At 52.9% G+C, this 9,158-nt stretch carries 8 protein-coding genes; 7 read left to right on the top strand and 1 reads right to left on the bottom strand.

Annotated features, from left to right (window positions below; all coding sequences use genetic code 11):
* The first annotated feature begins 183 nt into the window (after window positions 1-183).
* The 5 genes from Q0216_RS03720 (at window position 184) to Q0216_RS03740 (ending at window position 5,968) form a co-directional block, all read left to right on the top strand.
* Complete coding sequence (locus Q0216_RS03720; RefSeq protein WP_298593025.1) at window positions 184-1,455, top strand: pentapeptide repeat-containing protein; 1,272 nt, start codon at window positions 184-186, stop codon at window positions 1,453-1,455.
* A gap of 205 nt (window positions 1,456-1,660) precedes the next feature.
* Window positions 1,661-3,208: a pentapeptide repeat-containing protein gene (locus tag Q0216_RS03725; RefSeq protein ID WP_298593027.1), complete on the top strand. Its 1,548-nt coding sequence runs from the start codon at window positions 1,661-1,663 to the stop codon at window positions 3,206-3,208.
* A 129-nt stretch (window positions 3,209-3,337) separates the two neighbouring features.
* Window positions 3,338-4,636: a pentapeptide repeat-containing protein gene (locus tag Q0216_RS03730; protein ID WP_298593029.1), complete on the top strand. Its 1,299-nt coding sequence runs from the start codon at window positions 3,338-3,340 to the stop codon at window positions 4,634-4,636.
* Window positions 4,637-4,823: 187 nt separating this feature from the next.
* Window positions 4,824-5,303, top strand: a complete 480-nt coding sequence (locus tag Q0216_RS03735) for a low molecular weight protein-tyrosine-phosphatase (protein ID WP_298593031.1) — start codon at window positions 4,824-4,826, stop codon at window positions 5,301-5,303.
* Complete coding sequence (locus tag Q0216_RS03740; RefSeq protein ID WP_298593033.1) at window positions 5,300-5,968, top strand: hypothetical protein; 669 nt, start codon at window positions 5,300-5,302, stop codon at window positions 5,966-5,968. Before Q0216_RS03735 ends, Q0216_RS03740 begins: the two co-directional genes overlap by 4 nt.
* A 94-nt stretch (window positions 5,969-6,062) precedes the next feature.
* Here Q0216_RS03740 and Q0216_RS03745 read toward each other — a convergent pair whose 3' ends face one another.
* Window positions 6,063-6,209, bottom strand: coding sequence for a hypothetical protein (locus tag Q0216_RS03745; protein WP_298593035.1), 147 nt, complete (start codon window positions 6,207-6,209; stop codon window positions 6,063-6,065).
* A 457-nt stretch (window positions 6,210-6,666) separates the two neighbouring features.
* Between Q0216_RS03745 and Q0216_RS03750 the strand changes: the two genes are divergently transcribed.
* Window positions 6,667-7,941 (top strand): multidrug effflux MFS transporter, encoded by a 1,275-nt coding sequence (locus Q0216_RS03750; RefSeq protein ID WP_298593039.1) that lies wholly within the window; start codon window positions 6,667-6,669, stop codon window positions 7,939-7,941.
* A gap of 173 nt (window positions 7,942-8,114) precedes the next feature.
* Entirely contained in the window at window positions 8,115-9,017 is a 903-nt protein-coding gene (locus Q0216_RS03755) for an aminotransferase class IV (protein ID WP_298593037.1), read from the top strand.
* Window positions 9,018-9,158: the final 141 nt, after the last annotated feature.

Genomic DNA, 9,158 nt, shown 5'->3' on the forward strand with positions numbered 1-9,158 from the left:
CTTCCTGGGATGAACGGCAGAAGGAGTACACCCGCGTCAGTGAGCCCGCGCAGTAGTATCCAGAGGCCCCGCTACGTGAATGTGTGGTGGGGCCTTTGTATGTAGCCAATAGAAGCGCAGTTCAGGCGGTTTTGCACTATGCTGAAAGGTGACCATTCCTCTCAAAGTAGATAGGAGATTATCTTGGCAAACAATAAGACCTCAACAGAGAAACCGCCTTTTTATATTCGGCGCTTCTTCCTAATACTTGTCTCACTCGGGCTTATTGGAGGAGTGGCTGCTCTTTGGATTCCATCCAATACCGGTTGGCTACGCCAGAGTGGACTATCCGGCGAAGCGGAGCAGAAGTCTATCTCAGACTTGCGCTTGCACTTCCTCTACATCACGGGTGGAATTATTGCGATTCTGACTCTTCTGCAGACTAATTGGAAGAACCAAGTTGACCGTCGAAAGGTCGAAGCTGATATCAAGAAGAATGAGCAGGATGCGGAGAAGAACGAACGCGACCATATCCGCCAGGTTCATGCAGAGCGTCGTAGCCGCTACACCAAGGCTGTAGAGCAACTAGCAAACGAGAAAGCAGCTGTCCGACTGGGCGGTATCTATACCCTTGTTGGTCTCGTTGATGAATGGCTTGCTGATGACACCCTCGAGTCAGCAGAACAGCAAAAAGAAGGGCAGGTTATTATCAATAACCTCTGCTCCTACATTCGTTCTCCCTTCACCCCGGCATTAAAAGCAGAGATGCTTGAGGGCGATTCAGAGCCTGAAAACTATGAAGGAGATTTCTCCAAAGATCAGGCGGCGTTTCATGAAGAACAGGATGTGCGCCGCACTGTCTTTGTTGAGATGAGCAAGCGCAGTAGTACCTTCACCAAGAATGATAAGGGTGAAATATTCGAAACCGTTCCAGGAATCTGGAGTGACTTTGATTTCGATTTCAGCCGAGCACCCATTTTCTATCCCCTCAACGCCATCACGATTGAGAAAGGTAATTTTTCTTCTGCCAAGTTCTACAGCAACGCAAACTTCAACGGGGCGACCTTCACCCAAAACGCAAACTTCAGTGAGGCGACCTTCACCCAAAACGCAAACTTCAACGGGGCGACCTTCACCCAAAACGCGGGCTTCGGCGAGGCGGCCTTCACCCAAACCGCGGACTTCAGCAAGGCAACCTTTAGCTCAAGCTCACCAAAGTTTGTGGAAACTTCTGAAGTCTTAGGGATGCCGTTTAGAGCACATTTTGCTGCTCTGGCCAAAAATCAGGAAGCACATAACTTCACGGTTAGTAAAGGTAGTTTCCGCATTCCTCCAGGAGAAGCTGAGCTAAGGGACGGCGTAAAACACCACATCCCTGTGGGAACGGTACTCTTCGACCCCAGCTCGGGAGAAACCAGTGAGCCAGCAAAGCCTCTTGAAAATTCCGATACTGAGGAAGAAAAGCCCGCTAAATAAGACCTCACTGTGTAAAAGGCCCCGCCGAACCACGTCGGCGGGGCCTTTTTACACCCGTAGCAAGTGTGCCTCCGCGGACACATCCGCCTATCACAGTGCTGCCCCGAGCGGGGCATCGTTTATACCTGATAGCAACCCATGTCAGACAGTTTTGCACTATGCTGAAAGGTGACCGTTCCTATCAGAGAAGACAGGAGAACCATCAGTGACCCCTGACCCTAGCTCGTCTCCTACGCGCCTCATGATTCCGAGCCCAGGGCCTACTACATGGGACGTTATCGCTCAGTGGGTAGCTATGGGATTACTTACTGCCGGCGTATTTACATTCATCGTCTTTGCCATCGATAACCTTTTTTCTTCGGAGAAGAAACGAGAAATTAAACCGTTTTATCTTTGGATTGCTACCATAGCCTTCTTTGGTGGATTGCTAAGTTTCTTCCTGCCCATTGCTATCAATTCTGGTTTCGGGAAGGACGATGACGGTCCGGTTCTTCGGCAGCTCATCCTCTACACCACCGGTGGTGTTCTAGGTGTCATCACCCTTGGCGAGACTCACCGAAAGAATAACCAAGAGAAAGAGAAAAACGAGAACGACCATACCCGCCAGGTTCATGCAGAGCGTCGCAGCCGCTACACCAAAGCTGTTGAACAGCTAGCAGATGAAAAAGCAACAATCCGTATCGGAGGTATCTATACTCTAGTCAAACTTGCCGATGAGTGGCTTGAGGATAGAGCTACCCTCTCTCATGAAAATGACCGTATATCAGAAGCGCAAGCTATTGTCGATACTCTCTGTTCATATATTCGCACCCCTTTTCCTCTAGCATCAAAAAGAGAAATTCTTGAATTGGAGGAACCTCATCCAGAATATAATGGAGACTTCTTCAATGATCGCAAGTTGCTATTAGAAGAACAATGGGTCCGAAGGACTGTTTTTAATAAAATATACCACAACGCAATAAATAGTCACGGTCGAAAAAAAGAATGGGATAAACTTAGTTTCAATTTTACCGAATCGACGATCTTCTACCCTCTTAATAATATAACTTTCAAAAACCCCATATTCAAAAGAGCCATCTTCTACGGAGAAGCTAATTTCAGGAATTCTAAATTTCTTGAAGGGGTGGATTTCGATTCTGCAATTTTCTACGGGACTGCCCAATTCCAATCCACATATTTTACCGGGTACGCAAACTTCAGCCCTGCCACCTTCCACAAAAATGTAGCATTTACCCCATCAATTTTTGAAGGATATGCTGACTTCACAAAAACGCGTTTCATTGAAAATTCATATTTTGATAAAGCAAGGTTCAAAGGCCCCGCAAGTTTCAGTGAAACATACTTTGAAGGCCCTGTAGATTTTAAAGAATCTCGGTTTGAAAATACCGCAGAATTCAGAACTGCCACATTTTTTAATGAAGCAACGTTTACTAATGCATTTTTTAGTTCCTCTCCAGTATTTAGCATCCAGGAAGGCGACAGCAAGTATAACGCTAAATTCTCCTACTTAATTAATCCTGAAAATTATAAATTTAACGTTTCAAGAAATAGTCGCTATAAGATCGAGACAGAGCGAATCAAATCACCTACTGGCACGCTCTTCGACATTCCTAAAGGTTGCAATTTTGCCGTAGAGATTAAAATTAAAAATTTCCAGAGCTTCACTCACGTGAACCATTCTAAGGAGTGCACTAAGAAATTATCATCAATATGCAAGAGAATATTTACGAGAATTAAAAAGAAGGATTCATAAAACCGAAGGCCCCGCCGGCCCTACGTCGGCGGGGCCTTCACGTGTGTTTAAGGGTGACTCACTACAGGCCGCTGTGCACTATGCTGAAAAGTGACCGTTCCTCTCAAAGTAGATAGGAGAACTAGACACATGCATTTAGAACCACCAACGGGGGCCGGGCTGTTGCTTGGCGTATGCACAGTTTTAGTTGTCGTTTTCTTGTTCGTTGCACATTTCAGCAATCTCAAGCAGAAAGTGTCCCTGTTCTACTGCTGGCTTGGTGCAATCGCAGTTTTGGGCGGAGCCGCAGCTTTCTTCCTACCTATCGCAGTTAACTCAGGTTTTGCTAAAGATGATGATGGCTCAGCTCTTCGCCAGGCTCTTCTCTACACCACCGGTGGTCTTCTAGGTGTCATTACTCTTGGTGAAACTCACCGAAGGAATAACCAGGAAAAAGAGAAAAACGAGAACGACCATACCCGCCAGGTTCATGCAGAGCGCCGCAGCCGCTATGCCAAAGCTGTTGAGCAGCTCGCCAACGAAAAAGCAGCCGTCCGTCTGGGTGGTATCTATACTTTGGTGGGATTGGTCGATGAGTGGATTGCTGATGAAACTCTCACCCCAGAAAATCAGCAGAAAGAAGGCCAGGTTATTATCAACAGCCTCTGCTCTTATATCCGTTCACCTTTCTCTCTTGCTATCGACGGAAATATTATGGCTTATGACGGAATCAATTACGACATGCCCCCAGAAGATTACGAAGGAGATTATAGAGCAGACCAAGCAAAACTTATAGATGAGCAAGACACTAGAATATCAATTTTTAAAGAGATAAGTTCAAGAATAAATAATGAGATTCTCAGTAAAAATGACCAAAAACATTGGAATAATTTTTCATATAATTTTTCGCGATCAGTTATTTTTTATCCGCTTAGAAACTTATCTTTCTCGGGGGCAGATTTTTCATTTACAATATTTATTGGAGATACCGGCTTTGAATCGTCAGAGTTCCTTCGCAAGGCATCTTTTGCTGGAGGATATTTTAAAGATGAAATTGCATTTAGAAATGCATATTTTAAGGATGGGGTAGATTTTTCGCATACAAACTTTGAAGTAAGTGCAGATTTCAAGGGATTACAGTCTACAGGCTCCGTAATATTTGAACTATCAAAATTACCCTACGATACAGACTTTTCAGAATCTTATTTTCCATATAATTGTAACCATATCTGGAATTTCATACAGAGAAAAGATAAGCCTGGCGTAAAATATGGATCTACAGATCTTATCCTGCCTAATAATGAGGTAATTACCAAATATCTTCCAGCAGGGGCTCGTCTCTTCGACCCCGATTCGTGGGATGAAGAAAAACAGAAATATACTCGCGTGAGCGATCCAGCAAAACCTCTTGAAAATTCAGATACCGAGGAAGAAAAGCCCACTGAATAAGATTCATCGCTAAGAGGCCCCGCCGATCCCACGTCGGCGGGGCCTTTGCGCGCCCAGGTCAGGTAGCGGCAGCACCCGGCGGCGAGCGCATCCGCCCGTCACGTCGCCGCCCGCCAAGCCCTCACAATCACCCACCTCGCCCACCCACCCAGCACCCCACCGATACACTAGAACCATGTACCGAATCATGACTGTCTGCACCGGCAACATCTGCCGCTCCCCCGTCGGCGAATACCTCATCCGCCAGCACGCCCAAGAAGCCGGCGTGCCCGTCACCGTCACCTCCAGCGGCATCAGCAACGAAGAAGAAGGCAACCGCATCGACCCGCGCGCCGCCGCGCAGCTCACCACCCGCGGTATCGACCCGTCCGCGCACCGCGCCAGCGTCTTCACCGTCGAGGACTTCGACCGCAACGACCTCATCCTCGCCATGGACGCACCCCACTACCTGCGCCTCAAAGCCCTCGCCCGCAACGACGACGACAAAGCCAAAATCCGCATGATGCGCAGCTTCGACCCGAAGGTCACCACCACCCACCTGGACCAGCTCGGCATCTACGACCCCTGGTACGGTAGCGAACGCGACTTCGTGTACACCACCGAACTCATTGACGCCGCCGCACGCGGCCTCGTCAACCACCTCAAGCAGGAAGGCGAGGCGCAGTGAGTCAGCGTATTCCCCTGAACCAGAACCGCCGCGTCACCGGCACCGCCGAAATCCTGGAACTCTGCAAAGACATGCTGCGTCTGGAGCACGGCATCGGCAACGACTTTGACATGGATACCGCCGAATTCACCGAATTCCGTGCGCAGTTCCTTGCCGACTTCGCGCAGATCCCGCTGATTATCGGCATTGACGGCCGTAGCGGCACCGGCAAAACCAGCCTCGCCGCGCAGCTTGAGAAGGAGCTCACCGCCGCCGGGCACAGCGTGCACGTGCTGCACCTGGACGACTTCTACCCCGGCTGGGACGGCCTCTTCGACGGCGTGGAGGCGTGGGACGCGCTATCCGTGCAGCTGACCGAAGGTATTGCCGGTACCTACACCCCGTGGGATTGGGAGGCGGGCGCCCCCGGTGAGGTGCGCACCGTCGACCCGGCGGCTACGCAGGTCATCATCTGTGAGGGTGTCGGCGCGATTGCGGGCGCCTGCGAGGTGCGTATTCTCGCCACCGCCCCGGACGAGGTGCGCCACGAACGCGCCATGGCTCGTGACGGTGACACGTTCCGCCCGCACTGGGAGCGCTGGGCGGCACAGGAGGAGGCGCTGCTCGCCGAAATCCCGGAAGACTACGCGACCGTGGACTTCATCTACGACAGCGCGGCGCAGTAGCGGCCGCCTATAAGACGATAGGGCCCAATGCTTTGTGTATCTCGAAGCGTTGGGCCCTACGGCTATTCAGAGGCTGTTTTATTCAGGCACTGTTTTACTTAGGCATGGGAGCCGGGCTGGCGGATTCCATGCGGTCTTTATCCCAGTAGGTTGAGCTGTTCTCCGGCGCGTGCGTGGAGGCAGTGCCGTCTTTGCCGTTACCCGGGTTGTTAGGAGAAAGCACAGCAAAGATTACGAGCAAGACGCAAGCTATGAGCAACAGAATGCATAGCAAATATTTGTAATAGTGATTGCGCATCTGAGGATGTCCCTCCGGTCGTACCGCGTGGTATGACCAGCGTAAGTTATGCGGTTGGACCGAGCAATGCTTCTCAAGAATATTTCTCAAATATCTCTTCAGTGCAGTGGGTGCTGAGCGGCAGGCACAAACCGTTCAAGGGGCGGTGTTATCCGTAAGCGACATCAGGGTGTCCGAAGCGAAGCGAGGACGGGTGCCCCTGTAGGAGCGTGGATAACACCGCCCCTTCTGCGTACCCTCTTCACACCCTCATCGAAAAAAGGTCAAACGCTCCACTTACAAAGCCACACCCAATTCTGCTAGGGTGAAAAGGTTGTGCCTCCAGCCCGCGCAAGCTCATCCCCAGGGGCGGTGCCACCGCATCCACGTCGTGTAGAGCCGCAGGCGCCGTTGCACGCGCATCACGCAGAAAGAAAAACTAAAGCTAATGTCTTCGAAGTCGTTTAAGACCTCCTTCGGGCTATCGCCCATTTTTATTGTTGTTCTGGCGCTGCTGACCGCTATCGCACCGCTGGCTACGGACATGTACCTGGCGGCGCTGCCCGCAGTCGCTGAGAGTCTGAACACCACCAGCACGAACGCCTCGTTGACTCTGAGCGCGTTCATGGTGGGTATGGCGCTCGGCCAGCTGGTTGTTGGCCCGCTGTCTGATAAGACGGGCCGCCGCAAGCCGCTGCTGATTGGTGCGGTGGTTTGCTTTATTGCGACGGTGGCGTGTGGTTTCGCACCGAATATTGAGCTGCTGATTTTTGCGCGTTTCTTGATGGGTTTCACCGGCTCGATTGGTGCGGTGCTGGCGCGTTCCATGGTGGCTGATACGACTGAGGGCCTGGCGACCGCTAAGCTCATGGGCGTCATGATGATGATTAACGGCTTCGCGCCGGTGCTTGCGCCGCTGTTTGGTGGCTGGGTGCTGTCGTGGGGTAATTGGCGCGATATTTTCCATGTGCTTGGCGTGGTGACCGCAATCATGATGCTCGGCGTGCTCTTCGTAATCAAGGAGACCCTGCCGGTGGAGGAACGCTACCAAGGCACCGCCCTGAGCGTGTACTCTGAGCTGCCGAAGGTCTTCAAGATTCGCCGCTACCTGGGTTTCATGCTGACGATGTGCTTCGCGTTTGGTGCGCTGTTCTCGTATATTTCCGGTTCGACGTTTGTGTTGCAGAAGATTCTGGGCTTGTCCGAGACTGAGTTCACGATTGTGTTCGGTGTGAACTCGTTCGGCATTGTGCTGTTCAGCGCGATTGCGACGAAGCTGGTTGGTCGTGTGGCGCAGCGCCGCATTGTGAACGTCGGCGTGGTTAGCCTGCTCGTGGTGTCTTCGCTGCTGATGGTCAGCTTCTTGATGGGTATTTCGCTGGTGCCGACGCTGATTCTGCTGTTCCTGCTGACTTGTTCGTGCGGTCTGATTTTCGGTAATGCTTCGGCGTTGGCGTTGAACGAGGTGCGCCACATGGCGGGTAGTGCGTCGGCGGTGATGGGTACGGTTCAGGCTCTGCTGGGTGCTGTTGCGGCGCCGCTGGTGTCGATTGCTGGTGAGCATGAGTACCTGCCGATGGGCTTCTCCATTCTGGGTTTCGCGGTCCTGACGGCGCTGGTGCTGTGGACTACGCCGCGTAAGGATTCGGACTACTCGGCGGACGGTAAGAGCCACGGCGCGCCGGCTGGTCACTAGCCGTTTACAAGTACATATCTGTGCGCATGCCCGGGAGGGGCGGTGTTATCCGTAAGCGACATCAGGGTGTCCGAAGCGAAGCGAGGACGGGTGCCCCTGTAGGAGCATGGATAACACCGTCCCTTCTGCGTATCTTCCCTCGCCGGTTAGGGATGCGAACGTACAATAAAACTATGTCTAGTACCGTAATTCTTCTGAACGAGCAGAACCCGCAGGGCATCTTCGTTGACCCGTCCGTGCCCCTCATCAGCGTTGATGATCAGGGCTTCACCCGCGGCGACGGCGTCTTCGAGACCATGCTGTCCGTGAACCGTCGCGTGCGTAAGCTCGGCATGCACCTGTCCCGCCTCGAATCGTCGGCGCGCATGCTGGATTTGCCTGACCCGGAACCCGAGATTCTGCGTTCGGCGGTGGAGCACCTGATGCGTGAGGCGACCGCCGGTGCCGAGACTGCGCTGGGTGAAGAGCACATTGTGAAGATTATTATTTCGCGCGGCCCCACCCAGGCGGTGACTTCTATGCAGCCGGGCCCGTACACGCTGATTATGGCGTCGCCGGTGCCCGCCTCCATCGTGAAGCGCCGCACCGAGGGTGTGAAGGCGATGCTGCTGCCGCGTGGCCACGAGCCGATGGATAACAGCGCCTACCCGTGGCTGCTGGCGGGCGCGAAGACCCTCTCTTACGCGGTGAATATGGCGGTTCTGCGGTATGTGCAGGAGCGCGGCGCGGATGACGCAATCTTCATCACCGACGAGCGTCGCGTGCTGGAGGGTGCCACTTCTTCGGTGCTGGTCGCCAAGATTGAGGACGGCAAGAAGGTGCTGTACACGCCTGAGCCGAGCCACGGCATCCTCCCCGGCACTACGCAGGGTGCGGTGTTCGAGGCGGCACGCCAGGCCGGTTGGGAGCTGGGCTTCGGCCCGCTCTACCCGCAGGATTTGTTTGAGTCGGACGGCGTGTGGTTGGCGTCGTCGGTGCGTCTGATTGCGCCGGTGACTCATCTGAACGGTACGGCGCTGGCGCATGACCCGGAGCTGACCGCCACACTGTTGAACTACCTGGCGCAGCAGAGCTAAACGCGTACAAGAAGGGACGGTATTATCCGAGCGAGGATAATGCCGTCCCTTTGTGCTGTCTGCAGACTGAACGCGGAGGTGCCTGTACCTTCCTGAAGCGACATCAGGGTGCCCGAAGCGAAGCGAGGGCGGGTTCCCTGT

Source organism: uncultured Rothia sp., from assembly GCF_937976295.1.
Classification (GTDB): Bacteria; Actinomycetota; Actinomycetes; order Actinomycetales; family Micrococcaceae; genus Rothia.